The 13,708-nt window shown below is 69.9% G+C and carries 16 protein-coding genes; 6 read left to right on the forward strand and 10 right to left on the reverse strand.

All coding sequences use genetic code 11. The features are described 5' to 3' along the window. Positions 1 to 234 precede the first annotated feature (234 nt). From ACLQ6X_RS03160 to ACLQ6X_RS03175, 4 genes are all read right to left on the reverse strand, one after another. Complete coding sequence (locus tag ACLQ6X_RS03160) at positions 235 to 783, reverse strand: MerR family transcriptional regulator (RefSeq protein ID WP_188509185.1); 549 nt, start codon at positions 781 to 783, stop codon at positions 235 to 237. A 136-nt stretch (positions 784 to 919) separates the two neighbouring features. Continuing rightward, positions 920 to 1,618 carry a MerR family transcriptional regulator gene (locus tag ACLQ6X_RS03165; protein WP_411698720.1) on the reverse strand — a complete coding sequence of 233 codons (699 nt, stop codon included), beginning with the start codon at positions 1,616 to 1,618 and terminating at the stop codon, positions 920 to 922. Further along, positions 1,618 to 2,151 (reverse strand): FHA domain-containing protein, encoded by a 534-nt coding sequence (locus ACLQ6X_RS03170; RefSeq protein WP_411698732.1) that lies wholly within the window; start codon positions 2,149 to 2,151, stop codon positions 1,618 to 1,620. The genes ACLQ6X_RS03165 and ACLQ6X_RS03170 overlap by 1 nt, the downstream gene beginning before the upstream one ends. A 143-nt stretch (positions 2,152 to 2,294) precedes the next feature. Then, the gene (locus ACLQ6X_RS03175; protein WP_411698721.1) at positions 2,295 to 2,873 is read right to left on the reverse strand and encodes a CDP-alcohol phosphatidyltransferase family protein; all 579 of its coding nucleotides are present in this window, start codon (positions 2,871 to 2,873) and stop codon (positions 2,295 to 2,297) included. Positions 2,874 to 2,954: 81 nt separating this feature from the next. Here ACLQ6X_RS03175 and ACLQ6X_RS03180 point away from each other — a divergent pair, with 81 nt between their 5' ends. Beyond that, positions 2,955 to 3,401, forward strand: a complete 447-nt coding sequence (locus ACLQ6X_RS03180; protein WP_411698722.1) for a hypothetical protein — start codon at positions 2,955 to 2,957, stop codon at positions 3,399 to 3,401. Between the two features lie 38 nt (positions 3,402 to 3,439). Here the strand turns inward: ACLQ6X_RS03180 and ACLQ6X_RS03185 are convergent, their stop codons facing one another. Next, on the reverse strand, positions 3,440 to 4,405 hold the full coding sequence (locus ACLQ6X_RS03185) for a siderophore-interacting protein (protein WP_411698723.1): 966 nt from the start codon (positions 4,403 to 4,405) through the stop codon (positions 3,440 to 3,442). A gap of 103 nt (positions 4,406 to 4,508) precedes the next feature. Between ACLQ6X_RS03185 and ACLQ6X_RS03190 the strand changes: the two genes are divergently transcribed. The 4 genes from ACLQ6X_RS03190 to ACLQ6X_RS03205 are packed head-to-tail and all read left to right on the forward strand — an operon-like array spanning position 4,509 to position 6,908. Then, a complete protein-coding gene (locus ACLQ6X_RS03190) occupies positions 4,509 to 5,288 on the forward strand; it encodes a lysophospholipid acyltransferase family protein (RefSeq protein ID WP_411698724.1) in 780 nt (259 codons plus the stop codon). A 2-nt stretch (positions 5,289 to 5,290) separates the two neighbouring features. After that, on the forward strand, positions 5,291 to 5,683 hold the full coding sequence (locus ACLQ6X_RS03195; RefSeq protein WP_411698725.1) for an RNA-binding S4 domain-containing protein: 393 nt from the start codon (positions 5,291 to 5,293) through the stop codon (positions 5,681 to 5,683). Between the two features lie 32 nt (positions 5,684 to 5,715). Then, a complete protein-coding gene (locus ACLQ6X_RS03200; protein WP_411698726.1) occupies positions 5,716 to 5,943 on the forward strand; it encodes a hypothetical protein in 228 nt (75 codons plus the stop codon). A 32-nt stretch (positions 5,944 to 5,975) separates the two neighbouring features. After that, positions 5,976 to 6,908: an oxygenase MpaB family protein gene (locus tag ACLQ6X_RS03205; RefSeq protein ID WP_411698733.1), complete on the forward strand. Its 933-nt coding sequence runs from the start codon at positions 5,976 to 5,978 to the stop codon at positions 6,906 to 6,908. Positions 6,909 to 6,911: 3 nt separating this feature from the next. On the opposite strand, the gene ACLQ6X_RS03210 is transcribed toward ACLQ6X_RS03205, so the two are convergent. Genes ACLQ6X_RS03210 through ACLQ6X_RS03225 form a run of 4 tightly spaced genes read right to left on the reverse strand, consistent with a single transcriptional unit; the run spans position 6,912 to position 10,918 of the window. Next, positions 6,912 to 7,937 (reverse strand): adenosine deaminase, encoded by a 1,026-nt coding sequence (locus ACLQ6X_RS03210; RefSeq protein ID WP_411698727.1) that lies wholly within the window; start codon positions 7,935 to 7,937, stop codon positions 6,912 to 6,914. Between the two features lie 40 nt (positions 7,938 to 7,977). Next, entirely contained in the window at positions 7,978 to 8,772 is a 795-nt protein-coding gene (locus ACLQ6X_RS03215) for an ABC transporter ATP-binding protein (protein ID WP_411698728.1), read from the reverse strand. Beyond that, complete coding sequence (locus ACLQ6X_RS03220; RefSeq protein ID WP_411698734.1) at positions 8,769 to 9,869, reverse strand: FecCD family ABC transporter permease; 1,101 nt, start codon at positions 9,867 to 9,869, stop codon at positions 8,769 to 8,771. Before ACLQ6X_RS03220 ends, ACLQ6X_RS03215 begins: the two co-directional genes overlap by 4 nt. A 5-nt stretch (positions 9,870 to 9,874) precedes the next feature. Continuing rightward, a complete protein-coding gene (locus ACLQ6X_RS03225; protein ID WP_411698729.1) occupies positions 9,875 to 10,918 on the reverse strand; it encodes a FecCD family ABC transporter permease in 1,044 nt (347 codons plus the stop codon). A gap of 114 nt (positions 10,919 to 11,032) precedes the next feature. On the opposite strand from ACLQ6X_RS03225, the gene ACLQ6X_RS03230 reads away from it, so the two are divergent. Further along, the gene (locus ACLQ6X_RS03230) at positions 11,033 to 12,025 is read left to right on the forward strand and encodes an iron-siderophore ABC transporter substrate-binding protein (RefSeq protein ID WP_411698730.1); all 993 of its coding nucleotides are present in this window, start codon (positions 11,033 to 11,035) and stop codon (positions 12,023 to 12,025) included. A 61-nt stretch (positions 12,026 to 12,086) separates the two neighbouring features. Here ACLQ6X_RS03230 and ACLQ6X_RS03235 read toward each other — a convergent pair whose 3' ends face one another. After that, complete coding sequence (locus ACLQ6X_RS03235; RefSeq protein ID WP_411698731.1) at positions 12,087 to 13,622, reverse strand: SPFH domain-containing protein; 1,536 nt, start codon at positions 13,620 to 13,622, stop codon at positions 12,087 to 12,089. Positions 13,623 to 13,708 lie beyond the last annotated feature (86 nt).

Below are 13,708 nucleotides of genomic sequence, written 5' to 3' on the forward strand. Positions count from 1 at the left end.
CTGCTCGACCGCATCATGCGCACGGCGAAGATCGGCGACTACAGCGAGTCGCGCGGTGGAGCTTAGGCAAACGCGCCAGCGTTTAGCAGGCGCGTGCCGGAGGCGCCGCCGTCCCAGCGCCGACTGAGCCTGCGAAGGAGGACGGTGTCGTAGGGTTTACGCGCACCCGCGACATCCGGACACAAGAAAACCCCGACTCTTCGGAGCCGGGGTTTTTTCTGTCTGAGTCTGGAGCTAGCTCGCCTTGCTGACGCGGCGCTTGGCCAGTTCGTCTGCGGGGTCTTCGGCAGCGACCGAGTCGAGCTCGATGAGGCTGGTCTCGACCTCGCGTAGAACCTTGCCCACGGCGATGCCGAAGACGCCCTGGCCGCGGCTGACGAGGTCGATGACCTCGTCGTTGCTCGTGCACAGGTAGACGCTGGCGCCGTCGCTCATCAGCGTGGTCTGGGCCAGGTCGTTGATGCCCGATTCACGCAGCTGGTTCACGGCGATGCGGATCTGCTGGAGGGAGATGCCGGTGTCGAGGAGGCGCTTGACGAGCTTGAGAACGAGGATGTCGCGGAAGCCGTAGAGGCGCTGTGAGCCGCTTCCGGCCGCCCCGCGCACGGTGGGGACGACGAGGTCGGTGCGGGCCCAGTAGTCGAGCTGGCGGTAGCTGATGCCGGCCGCACGGGCAGCGACCGCGCCGCGGTAACCGGTGGCGTCGTCGTGGTCGGGCATTCCGTCGGTGAAGAGGAGGCCGAGGTCGTAGCGGGATGCCTCGCTACGGCTGAGTTCACTCATGGCTCTGTCCTCTTAACCTTCATCGTGAAGTTGACGCTTAATGTTGTCGAACCCCACGGTACCGAGACACACGACGCTCGTGCCGCACATCCGGAGAAACTGCCCGGCGTGTCGCACGTGCTGATATTCGACGGTACTACGAATCGAGTCGGGTGAGGGCAGACCGGATGAGACTGCTGCGAACGATTTCGAGCTGGCTCGCGATTTCGCGGGCCATTTCGGCCGCTTTTGCGCGACTGGATGCGTCTTTTCGACGCGCGACGGGCATGAGCGCGTTCTCGATCAGGCCGAGCTCGCGTTCGGCGGCGGCACGGAAACCGCGCAGGTGCCGCGGCTCGATTCCGGAGCGCTGCAGCTCGACCAAGGACTTGAGAACGGCGAGCACGTCTTCGCCGAACGTGTCGGCCGCGACGATGAGAGACGCCGACACCGCGTCGTTGAGCAGCATCGGGTTCGCCCCGGCCTCGCGCACGAGTTCGTCGCGCGTCAGGCGGCGTTCCGCGCTGAGCATCGACGGCGCCTGCACGGCTCCCCCGGGAAGCTCGGGCTGGCGGCCCGCGTCGAGTTCGTCGAGGTAGCCGCGGATGACCTTGAGCGGCAGATAGTGGTCACGCTGCATGCTGAGCACGAACCGCAGGCGGTCCATGTCGCTGGTGGAGAACTTGCGGTAGCCGGAGTCGGTACGCGCGGGGGTGATCAGCTGGCGCTCCTCGAGAAACCGGAGCTTCGAGGGCGTGAGATCGGGAAAATCAGGGTTGAGCTTGGCGAGCACCTGCCCGATGCTCAACAGACCCGAACCCCCAGGCACACCGGCCTGGGCGGCTGCTCGAGCCACTATTTTCCGGCCGCGGTGGCGAGGTCGACGCGCGACGCGTAGAACGTGAGGCGGAACTTGCCCACCTGGACCTCGGACCGGTCGCCGAGCGCCTCGGTGGCGATGCGTTCTCCGTTGAGGTAGGTGCCGTTGAGCGAACCGAGGTCTTTCACCTCGAAGCGGGTGCCGTGACGCAGGAACTGCGCGTGGCGACGGGAGACGGTGACGTCGTCGAGGAAGATGTCGGCCTCGGGGTGTCGGCCGGCGGTCGTAACGTCGGCGTCGAGCAGGAAGCGGGCGCCAGCGGTCGGACCGCGGCGCACGATGAGGAGGGCGGACCCGGAGGGCAGGGCCGCGATGGCTTCCTGCTCTTCGGCCGATACCTCTCCCTCGAGAGCGGCAAGCTGCGCGCCGAATTCGTTGCCGAATGTCAGCGTCGTGTCATTTTCCTGGGGCACGTTGGCTTTTTCCTCTTGCGCTCTGGGGGCATCTGGGGTCGGGTTCTCGCCAGCGACGTCGTCGCCGGGGCGATTCACGTCAGGTCGGTCCGGAATCTCGGAATCAGTCATCGTGAACCTCCCATACTGGCCAAGCACCTAGCTAGCCAGCCGACTAGAACTAACCGCTTGACCGGCCTTGCTGATTGTCCAGCGTAACGGATACGGGCACCCTTCCGAGGCGAAAGAATCCGCGGCTGTTAGTGAAGCCGGGAAAGCCGCACCGTCTCGCGCAGATAGACGGCCCCCGCCCACCAGTAGAGGAACGCTCCCCAGAGCGCGAACGCGAACCCCAGCGGCACCGCGACGGGCGCGGTATCGGGGAACGCGTGCGCGATCATGATGATCGGCAGCGCGTAGAACAGGCAGAATGTGGCCACTTTGCCGAGGTGGTGCACCGGCAACGGGCCGTATCCGCGGTTCGCCAGCACGACGCCGAGGGCGAGCAGCATGACATCGCGCGCCACGATCGCGATGAGGAGCCACCAGGGCAGGATCCCGCGCACCGTGAGCCCGACGAGAGCGGCGAAGATGAACAACCGGTCGGCGGCCGGGTCGAGCAGCTGGCCGAGGCGCGTGATCTGGTTGAACCTGCGGGCGATCACGCCGTCGAGGTAGTCGGTGACGCTGGAGATGACGAGCACGAGCAGTGCGAGCGCGTCGTCGCCGCGAAGGATGAGCACGAGGAACACCGGAACCATCGCCAGCCGCACGAAGCTCAGGATGTTCGGCACCGTGAGCACCCTGGAACTGACCACGGGGGCGTCGTCGGCTGTCACAAGACAGGAGTCTAGTCACGGCGGCCTCGTCGCCGGAGGGTCGCTCCGCGTGCCGCGGCGACGGACGGGTAGCGTTGCACCATGTCCTGCATCCGATTCAACACCCCGGCGCAGCGCCAGGCCATGCGCGACCACGCCCCCGTCATGCTCACCGCGGAGGAGGCGGCCGCGCTGCATCCGGCGCCCGCCGTCACCGAGTCGAAGATCGCGCGGCTGCGACTGCTCGCGACGCACGCCAACCCGAAGATCCGGGAGAGTGTGGCGAGCAGCTACCACGCGCCGGAGGACCTGTTCGAGACTCTCGCCCACGATGCCGACGCCGGCGTGCGCGCGTGCCTCGCCCGCAACGAGTCGGTGCCCTGCGACATCCTGCGTTCCCTCGCCGACGACGAGTCGGAGAGCGTGCGCGGCTGGCTCGCGGTCAACTTCTTCGTTCCCGCCGACGTGATGGACCGGCTCGCCGACGACCCGTCCGACACTGTGCGCTCGCTCGTGCGCTGGAAGTCGGACCTCGCGGTCGCGAACTAGCCGCGGTCAGTCGGAATAGCGGCTGGGCGAACTGGCCGCTAGTCGTTCGACCGGCCGTTGCGCCAGTAGCCCATGAAGGCCACCTGCCCGCGGTCGATGCCCACGTCGCGCACGAGGTAGCGGCGGATGCTCGTGATCGCGCCGGCCTCCCCCGCCACCCAGGCGTAGAGTGCCGCGCCCTCGGGCGCCTCGGGCACGTCCCAGAGGATGGCGTCGGGATCGGTCGACTCGACGACGGTCTGCGCCGACGACGCGAGCGTCGTATCGACGATGTCGTGGCGGGCGGCCACCCAGTCGCGCACGGCGGGGAGCAGGCGGCCCCCGGGGGCGGCGTCGTCTCGCGAGATCCAGTCGACCGTGACCCGCGCCGAGTGCCGGATCTCGAAGCGGTCCGCGGCATCCGGGATCTCGATGATGGCATGGGCCGCGCGTTCGGGCGGCAGCGATTCGAGGATGGAGGCGATTGCCGGCGCGGCCGTGGCGTCTCCGACGAGCAGAAGATTCCGTGCCGCTCCGGGGTGCCAGTCGCTTCCGGCGTTCGACGATTGGCTGAGGGCGTCGGGGCCGATGACGATGAGCTCGGCGCCCACCGTCACGCCCGCGAGCCAGCGCGCCGCCGGGCCGTCGCCGTGCACCACGAAGTCCACGTCGAGCTGCCGCTCCTGCGGCCGGATCGCCCGCACCGTGTACACCCGCAGCGGGTTTCGCACCTCGTTGGGCAGCGCCCGCCACTTCGAGTACCAGTGGCCGTCGACCATCGGCTGCGCGTCGTCCCAGCCGCAGTCGCTGAGGCCGATTCCGTCGAGCGGGAAGACGAGGTTGATGCGCTGGTCGAGTCCGAGGGTGCCGAAGGTGTCGAGGTCGTCCCCGGTGAAGGTGACACGCACGAAGTGCTCGCTGAACGGGGTGACCCGCGACACGCGCACCCGGAAGGGCCGGTACGCGGGACGGGAATCCGGGACTGCCGACGGTCGGGCGACGGTCGTCTCGCTGGAAGTAAGCATCGCCTAAGTATGGCAGACCTAACTTGGTCGGCAAACTCGCCGCGATAATAGCGGGGGTTCGCCGGCCGGGCAACGCCCGCGGCGCAGGCCGTATCCTGAACCCATGACGAGGCGCGGGGCGGACCCCATCTACGGAGTGGCGATCGGTGCCGGGCGCACCCTGTTCGGTCTGCTCGGTGTGAAACCGACGGTGACGGGCGCGCACCACCTCCCGGAAACCGGCGGCGCCGTACTCGCGATCACGCACTTCGGCTACCTGGACTTCGCCCTCACCGAGTGGGTCGTGTGGATGCGCAACCGCCGCCACGTGCGCTTCCTCGCCACCAAAGGTGCGTTCGACAAGCCGGGCGTCGGAATGCTGCTGCGCGGCATGCGTCACATCCCCGTCGACATGAAGGCCGGAGCCGACGCCTACCGCTTGGCCGTGCAGGCGCTGCGCGACGGCGAGATGCTCGGCATCTTCCCCGAGGGCGGCGTGAGCGCGTCGTTCGAGGTGCGCGAACTCAAGTCGGGCGCGATCCGCATGGCCGCCGAGGCCGGGGTTCCGGTCATCCCCGTCGCGGTGTGGGGCGGCCAGCGCCTGCTCACCAAGGCGGCGGGGTCGACCCTGCGCCAGAAGTTCGGTGTGCCCATCGGCTTCGCGATCGGTGATCCCGTTCTTCCGAGCAAGACGGATGACGCGGCCGCCGTAACCGCCCAGCTGCAGCACACCCTCCAGGCGCTCGTTCACTCGCTGCAGGAGCGCTACCCCACCGATGGCACGGGCGCCTGGTGGCAGCCCGCCCGTCTCGGCGGAACGGCCCCCACCCCCGCGGTCGCCGCGGTGGCCGAGAAGGAACGCAAGGAACGCAAAGCCCGCGAGGCCGCCGCGAAGCGGGCGTAGCCGTGAGCAACATCACGGCTCCCGGCTCGGTGCGCGTCGACAGCTGGATCTGGGCGGTCCGGGTGCTCAAGACCCGGTCGGCCGCGACCGCCGCGAGCAAGGCCGGTCACGTGCGCGTGAACGACGAGCGCGCGAAGGCCGCGCAGCCGGTGCGTATCGGCGACGAGGTGCGGGTGCGCACGGGTGAGGGCGAACGCATCCTCGTCGCGCGCAGGCTCATCGTGAAGCGCGTGAGCGCGGCCGTCGCCGCCGAGTGCTTCGACGACCTCACTCCCCCGCCGCCGCCGCGCGAAGAGCGGGTGCTCACGGCGGTACGCGACCGCGGTGCGGGGCGGCCGACCAAGAAGGATCGCCGCGATATCGACAGGTTGCTGGGCGAACACCCGAGCCCCTAGTCAGCACCCGCCCCGCGACGTATCGTCGAAGAATGAGCGACTCCACCTACACGGCCCAACTCGTCGGCAGCGACGGCACCGAGAGCATCGAGCTGGAATTCATCGGCGGCCTGCCCCAGAAGAGCTTCGTCCGCCCGGTCTCCGGCGACAACGAGGGCGAAGAGATGCTCTGGGAACTCGTCGACGGCGGCGCGAGCACCGACAGCTCCACCGAGTTCGAGTACCGCCAAGCCGGCTGGCCGGGTGCCGACTACTCGTGACAGGCCCGATCGCGCGCGGCCCCGTCGTTCGCATCAGGGCGGCGGTCGACCGCAACGTCGCGACCTGGCGTTCCCACCTGCTCACCACGTTCTCCGGCAGCAGTGACGGCAAACCGCGCTGGGTCGACAGGATCGCCGACGGCGACGACGCGGGATTCTTCGGCGAGGGCTCGGCGGCGTGGGCCGTGCACGGCGGCATCCCGACGCTCGTCGCCGGCATCCGCGCGCTGCTGATGCAGACCCTGCACCCCGGCGCGATGGCGGGCGTGCACGACTGGTCGCGCTACCGCGAGGACCCCCTCGGTCGGCTCTCCGGCACGATCCAATGGCTCGTCACGGTGACCTTCGCGGACACCGCCGTGGCGGTGGCCGAGTCATCCAGAGTCGGTCGCTTCCATGATCGCGTCGTCGGCGAATATTCGGATGCGCGCGGCGTGCCCCGTCCGTACGCCGCGGGCGACCCCGAGCTGCTGGCCTGGGTGCACGTGGTCTTCACCGACGCGTTCCTCTCGTGCCACGAACTGTGGGGCGGACCGATCCCGGGCGGCGCGGACGCCTACGTGCGCGAGTGGGCACGGGCCGGGGAGCTCGTCGGAGTGCAGTCGCCTCCGCGCTCGGAGGCGGAACTGCGGGCGCAGCTCGACGCCTTCCGGGCCGCCGGCACCCTGAAGAGCGACGAGCGTGTCGCCGAGGCGGTGCGGTTCATCCGCCACCCGCCGCTGCGGAAGTCGATGCTGCCCGCCTACCGCGTGCTGTTCGCGGGGGCCGTCGCGTCGATCCCGCGCGAGTACCGGGAGATGCTCGGGCTCAAGCGGTCGCCGCTGCCCGTCGTGTTCGCCACCGGCCTAGTGCTGCGGTTCGTCGGCGCCGTTCTGGGTACCGAGTCGACCTCGGAGGTCGCGGCCCGCGCGCGGATCGCGCGGCTGGACCGCGTGGATCCGGCAACGTCGGCGCAACGACCGTAGGCGCTACTCCCCCAGCTGCTTGGTCGACGCCAGGCTTTCGGCGGTGGCGAGCGCCTCGGCGACCTCGGAAATGTAGCCCGACCGCTCCTCGTCGCTGATGAACGAGGCGACGAACGAGTTGGCCGCGAGCGTCGCGAGCTCGACGGGCGCGAGCCCCATCTCGCGCTCGATAGCGGCGAAGTTGTCGTCGACGTAGCCGCCGAAGTAGGCGGGGTCGTCGCTGGAGATGGTGACGAGCAGGCCCTCGTCGAGCATGCGGCGCAGCGGGTGGTCCTTCAGTTCGGGCGGGGCGGTGCGCAGCGCGACGTTCGACAGCGGGCAGACGGTGAGCGGGATGCGCTCGTCACGCAGCCGGGCGACCAGCGCGGGATCCTCGAGGGCGCGGTTGCCGTGGTCGATGCGCTCGACGCCGAGCAGGTCGAGGGCCTCCCAGACGTAGTCGGGGCCGCCCTCCTCGCCCGCGTGGGCGACGCGGTGCAGGCCCTCGGCGGCGGCCATGGCGTAGACCTCCGTGAACAGCGACGGCGGGTAGCCCAGCTCGGTCGAGTCGAGCGCGACTCCGATGAACTGGTCGCGGAAGGGCAGCGCCGCGCGGAGGGTTTCCTCCGCGGCATCCGGCCCCAGGTCCCGCAGAAACGACAACAGGATGTCGGCGGAGATGCCGAGGTCTGCGCGGGCCTCCTGCACGGCCGACGTGAGGCCGGCGAAGACGACGGCGAGGTCGACGCCGTTGTTGATGTGCGTCTGCGGGTCGAAGAAGAACTCGGCCCGCCGCACGCCGCCCGCAGCCGACCGGGTGAGATAGCCGAGGGCGAGGTCGTGGAAGTCGCGCTCGGTGCGCAGCACCTTCAGGTTCGAGTAGTGCACGTCGAGGAAGGACTGCAGGTCGGCGAAGACGTAGCGCGCCGAGAGCTCGGCGGGATCGTAGCTCGGCAGGGCGACGTCGTTGCGGCGGGCCGCGGCGACGAGGAACTCGGACTCGATCGTGCCCTCGATGTGGATGTGCAGTTCGCTGGTTGGCCACTTCATACTGCCCATCCTGCCCTACCCCGTCGGGCTCGCCTCGCTTTCAGTCCTGCCACTGTCCGCTCTTCGGGATCACGAGCGGGGTATGCGACACGGGATCGTCGATCACCAGGCAGGAGAGGCCGAACACGTCGTCGACGAGCTCGGCGGTCACCACGTCGCGGGGCGCACCCGTCGTGACGATCTCGCCGTCTTTCATCACGATGAGGTGCGAGGCGTACCGCGCCGCGTGGTTGAGGTCGTGCAGCACGGCCACGATCGTGTTGCCGGCGCGGTGCAGGTTCGCGAACAGGTCGAGCAGGTCGATCTGGTGGGCGATGTCGAGGTAGGTCGTCGGTTCGTCGAGCAGCAGGATCGGGGTCTGCTGGGCGAGCGCCATCGCGACCCAGACGCGTTGGCGCTGTCCGCCGGAGAGCTCGTCGAGCTGACGCGCGGCGAGCGACTCGACGCTCGTCGCCTCCATGGCCGCCCAGAGCGCGGCCTCGTCGGTCGCCGACCACTGCCGGATGAGGTTCTGGTGCGGGTAGCGGCCGCGGGCGACGAGGTCGGCGACGGTGATGCCCTCGGGGGCCACCGAGGTCTGCGGCAGCAGCCCGATCGCGCGCGCGACCTCCTTCGGCTTGTAGCGGTCGATCGCCTTGCCGTCGAGCACGACGCTGCCGGCGCCGGGCTTGAGCAGACGCGCGAAGGCCCGCAGCAGGGTCGACTTGCCGCACGCGTTCGGGCCGACGATCACGGTGAACGAGCCGTCGGGGATCTCGGCCGAGAGGTCGCGCGAGATGACCCGCTGGTCGTAGGCGAGAGTCACACCGTCGGCGTGCAGTCGGGGTGCGGTCATGTCTGTTTCCTTGCCTGGCTGATGAGGAGGCCGATGAGGTAGAGCCCGCCGATCACGACGGTGACCATGCCGACCGGCACGGCGGCCGGCAGCAGGTGCTGGGCCACGAAGTCGGCGGCGAGCAGCAGCAGCGCGCCGGTCAGGGCGCTCGCGACGAGCGGCACCCCCGCGCTCCTGGTCAGGCGGCTGGCGATCTGCGGTGCGGCCAACGCGACGAAGGCGATCGGGCCGGAGCTCGCCGTGACGACGGCGATGAGCGCCACCCCCACGACGAGCAACGCGAGCCGGGCGGGCTCGACCCGCATGCCGTGCGCCTTCGCGGCGTCGTCGCCGAGCTCGAGCTGGCGGAGTCCACCGCTGAGCACCAGCACGAGCACGCCGAGCACCGCGAGCACACCGAAGGCGGGCAGCGCCTGCTCCCAGCCGACGAGCGAGATCGACCCGGCGCCCCAGATCGACGCCGCCATCGCCACCTCGACCTGGGCGCGCAGCAGCAGCCAGGTGTTGAAGGCGTGCAGGATCGCCGTCACGGCGATGCCCACGATGATGAGCCGGAAGCCCTGGATGCCGCGCCGGTAGGCCAGCAGGTACACGACGAGCGCGCTGGCGAGGCCGCCCGCGATCGCGCCGCCCGCCGTCGACAGGTAGGTGTCGCCCACGAGCGTGATCACGATGAGCGCCCCGGTGTACGAGCCGGTGGCGAAACCGATGATGTCGGGCGAGCCGAGCGGGTTGCGGGTGAGCGACTGGAAGATCGCCCCCGACAGGGCGAGGGCCGCGCCGAAGACGAGGGCGACGAGCACGCGCGGAAGCCGCCACTCGAGCACGATCGTGGTGGCGAACCCGCCGTCGGTGGCGAACATGGCGGTGACCACCTCGCCGACGCTCAGCGGGTAGTCGCCGGTTCCGAGGGCGAGCAGCGAGAGCGCCAGCAGCGCGGCCGAGAGCGCGCCGACCACGGCGAACTGCCGTTTCGCGACGAGGGTGCCGAGCAGGGGAAGACGAACGGATGACGCGGACCTGCGGGCCTTGGCGGCGGCCGTCTGCGCGCTGGCCGCATCCGGGGTCGGCACATTCTCGGCGGCCGCGTCCGTCACGGCGCTCACAGGCCGAACGCCTTCTGGCGGCGCACCAGGGCGATGAGCACGGGTGCCCCGATGCAGGCGGTCACGATGCCGGCCGGCAGCTCGCCGGGGCGCAGCACGACCCGGCCGACGACGTCGGCGACGAGCAGCAGGATCGGGCCGAGCACGATCGAGTAGGCGACGATCCAGCGCTGGTCGGGGCCGACCATCCAGCGCGCGACGTGCGGCACCATGAGGCCGACGAAGGCGATCGGCCCGGCTATCGCGGTCGCTCCCCCGGCGAGCAGGCTCACCGCGACGATCGCGAGGGTGCGGGTCAACCGCACCCGGGCGCCGAGGGAGGAGGCCAGGTCGTCGCCCAACGAGATCGCGTTGAGGGAGCGGGAGATGAGGAAGGCGAGCACGCAGCCCACGGCGACGAAGGGCAGCACCGGCACGAATCCGTCCCAGCCGCGGCCCTCGAGCGAGCCGGACTCCCACGCCCGCATGGCGGCGAATCCCTCCGGATCGGCGAGCAGCATGGCCGAGACGATGCCGCTCAGTACCGCGCCGAGCGCCACTCCGGTGAGGGTGAGGCGCACCGGGCTCGCGCCCTCCCGGCCGATCGACCCGATCACGTAGACGACCACCGTCGCCAGGAGAGCGCCGCTGAAGGCGAACCAGAGGTAGCCCTGCACGGTCGCGATGCCGAGCACGCCGACCGCGATCGCCACCGCGAAGGCCGCGCCGGAGGTCACGCCGAGGATGCCGGGGTCGGCCAGCGGGTTGCGCGTCACCGCCTGGGTGAGGGCGCCGGCCACGCTCAGGGCGAGCCCCGCGACGATGGCGATGCAGGTGCGCGGCAGCCGCGAGTCGAGAACCACGATCGCGTCGTTCGACGTGGCGGCGGTCCGGCCCGTGAGCGTCTGCCAGATCACGTCCAGCGGAATCTCGCGCGAGCCGATCGCGATGCTCGCCGCGACCGCTATCACGAGAAGCACGACGGCCACCGCCAGACCGGCCGCGCGGGTCGGCGCTGTGCGCACCCGCGCGGGTGCGGTCACGGATTTCTGGGCGGCCATTTGGTCTTAGCTTAGGCTACCCTTGCATGTGCACCGGCTGGACCGGTGCGACCACCTCCGTTCCGACGCCCGCGGATCCGCGCGCCCGGCACTATCAGGAAGGCTCATCACCGCATGAGATTCAAGTCCGCAGGCGTGGCCGCGATCGCCGTCGCCGCCCTCGCCCTCACCGCCTGCTCCGGCGGCACCGCCTCGACCGACGAGGGTCCGTCGAACTCCGGCGCATCGAGTGAGGCATTCCCCGTCACCGTGTCGACCGAGTTCGGTGACGTCACGGTCGAGGAGAAGCCGGTGCGCATCGTCGCCCTGGGTTGGGGCGACGCGGAGACCGCGCTCGCCCTCGGAGTGCAGCCGGTCGGCGCCTCCGACTGGCTCAGCTTCGGCGGAGAAGGGGTCGGCCCGTGGGCCGAGGGCCTCTACGACACCGCCCCCGAGATCATCGAGACGCTCGAGCCGTCGTACGAGGCGATCGCGGCCCTCGAGCCCGACCTGATCCTCGACACGAAGAGCTCGGGCGACCAGGAGCGCTACGACAAGCTGTCGTCGATCGCCACGACGGTCGGCGTTCCCGAGGGCAAGACCAGCTACCTCACCACCATGGAGGAGCAGTTGGACCTCGTCTCGAGCGCGCTCGGCCTGCAGGAGAAGGGCGACGAGCTTCTCGCCGAGGTCGACGCCACCTACGAAGAGGCCGCCGCGGCACACCCCGAGTGGGAGGGCCTCACGGTCTCCGCCGCGACGAAGACCAGCGAGGGCTGGGGCGCCTACATCGAGGGCAGCGAACGCGTGACCTTCCTCGAGCGTCTCGGCTTCGTGCAGTCCCCCGAGATCGCCGCCCTGCCCGCGAACTCGACGGGCTTCTCGGTCGACATCTCGGGCGAGCAGCTCGACCTGCTCGACGCCGACCTGATCGTCGCCTTCCCGATCTTCATCCCCACCACCGAGATCACCGAGGACCCGCTGTTCGCGGCCATCCCCGCGGTCGCGGCCGGACACTCCGTTGTGATCGACGGCGACATCTCGGCGGCGTACTCACTCGGCACGACCCTTGCCGCGAAGTACTCGATCGAGAACCTGGTTCCGAAGATCGCCGACGCACTCGGCTAGTCACGACACACGAAAAGCCCGGCACCCGCTCGTCGCGGATGCCGGGCTTTTCGTTGTCCGGTCAGGCCGTGGGCGGGGTGGTGCGAACCTTGGGCGTCCGCGCCTGCGCCTGCTGACCGGCGAGTGCCGCGCCAGCCGCGGTTCCGGTCGCGCGGCCCGTGACGATCTCGGCGATGTCGATGCCGGTGAGGTCGCGCACGATCTGGGTCGCGGTGGCGAGCTGGGTCGCCACGTTCTGGCCCACCTGCTCGGTGCCGCTGCCGTCGGACGAGATGACCGTCATGTTGTTGATGGCGGCGAGCGGTTCCGACGCCGCTCGCACGATGTCGGGCAGCTGGCCGATGACCTGCTGGCGCAGCAGGTCGTCGGCGCGTTCCTCGAGTGCGTCGGCCTTGGCGCGGGTGGCCTCGGCCTCGGCGGCGCCCTTGACGCGGATCGAGTTGGCCTCGGCCTCGCCCTCGGCGCGCAGTGCCTCCGCCGCAGCTATACGACGGTTCTTCTCGGCGACACCCTCGGCCTCGGTGGCCTCGGCGGCGCTGCGACGGCGGTTGCGCTCGGCCAGACCCTCGGCCTCGACGGCCTCGGAGCTCGCCTTGCGCGCGTCACGGTTCGAGTTCGCCGCCGCGACGGCCGCGGCGGCGGTCGCCTCGGCGTTCTTCTGCACCGCGTACGACTCGGCGTCGGCGACGGCGCGGATCTCGGCGTCGAGCTCCTGCTTGCGCAGGCCCACGCGGGACGCGGCGTTGATCTCGTCCTGGGCGATGACGCCCTGCTGGGCGATCGACTCGGCGAGCGGGCGGGCGGCTGCCGCCTCGGCGCGCGCCTTGTCGGTCTCTTTCTGGATCTCTGCGTTGCGCAGGTCGAGCTTGCGCTGCTGTTCCGCGACGGCCTGGTCGGCCGAAATGCGTGCCTCCTCCGAGGCCTGGCGCGAGACCGACTCGGCGATCTCGGCGACCTGCTTCACGCGGGCGGCCTCGGCACGACCGAGGTCGCGGATGTAGCCGTTGTCGTCGTCGATCTCCTTGATCTGCAGCGTGTCGATCTGCAGGCCCTGCACGTCGAGCGATTCACGCACGGCCTCGAGCACCTGGCCCTGCAGCGCGGAACGGTTCGTGATGATCTCGGTCACCGTGAGCTGGCCGACGATGGAACGCACCGAACCGCTCAAGACCTCTTCTGTGGATGTCTCGATCTGATCCTGCTGGTTGAGGAATCGTTGGGCGGCGGCGCGCACCATCGACTCCGAGCCGCCGACCTTGACGACGGCGACGGCGTTCACCTTGATGGTGATCGCGTCGCGGGTCTGGGCGGTGGCCTGTACGTTGAGCTGCCTGCTCCGCAGGCTCAGCTTGAAGTGGGCCTCGACGATCGGCTTGACGAAGACGCGGGATCCGAAGACGACGCGCTGTCCGGCATTCTCACCGGCCTCGACGCCCGGCTTGGTGACCTTCTGGCGCGACGTGACGATGATCGCCTCGTCGGGCTTGGCGACCTTGATGCCGCCGATGAGGATGAAGAACGCGATGAGGAGAACGACGATGACGGCGGCAACGATGCCGACCACCACGAACTCGTTGGGGACCTGTGAGGTGTCCATGCGGGCCTTTCGGGCAGGTGATTTACGAGGATCAGTCCAGTATGTCGCACAGAAAGCCCGACCGGTCTACGGGTGGTCTCGGGAAG

Origin of the sequence: Conyzicola sp. (assembly GCF_046714715.1) — a bacterium.
In the GTDB taxonomy this organism is placed as follows: Bacteria; Actinomycetota; Actinomycetes; order Actinomycetales; family Microbacteriaceae; genus Conyzicola.